Annotated in this window: 1 pseudogene; it reads right to left on the minus strand. The window is 81.2% G+C overall.

Features of this window, described 5'->3' with window-relative positions:
* A pseudogene (locus VR44_RS48545) lies at positions 1 to 384 on the minus strand (hypothetical protein); the annotation flags it as partial.

A 384-nucleotide genomic window follows, 5' to 3' on the forward strand; every position in this document is an offset into this window, starting at 1 on the left:
CCTTCCGGCCGGTCGGCGTCCCGCTTCGCCCACGAAGGGCGGCGTACGGGTGCCTCGGCGCCCGGGGCACTCGCACCGGGCTCGTCCGCAACCTCCCCGCCCGAGGGGGCCCCGCCCTTCGCGCTCACGGCTTCGGGCGCGGGAGTTCCGCGGCCGGGCGCACCGGCCGGGGCGTCGCCGGACGCCTTCGCCGCAGGTGTGTCCCCCTCCGCGGCGGCATCCGCCCCGACGGCTCCGGGCTTGCCGGGGGCGTCGTCCTGTGCGGGGCGGGAGTCGCGCGCCGCGGTCGTGTGCCCGTCCGGCTCGGTCCGGACCGGGGCCTCCTGCTCCCCGCCACCGGGCTCGGCCTCGGCGGCGTGGACGTCCGACGCCGGGGTCCGGTCC

Origin of the sequence: Streptomyces katrae, from assembly GCF_000966975.1 — a bacterium.
Classification (GTDB): domain Bacteria; phylum Actinomycetota; class Actinomycetes; order Streptomycetales; family Streptomycetaceae; genus Streptomyces; species Streptomyces katrae.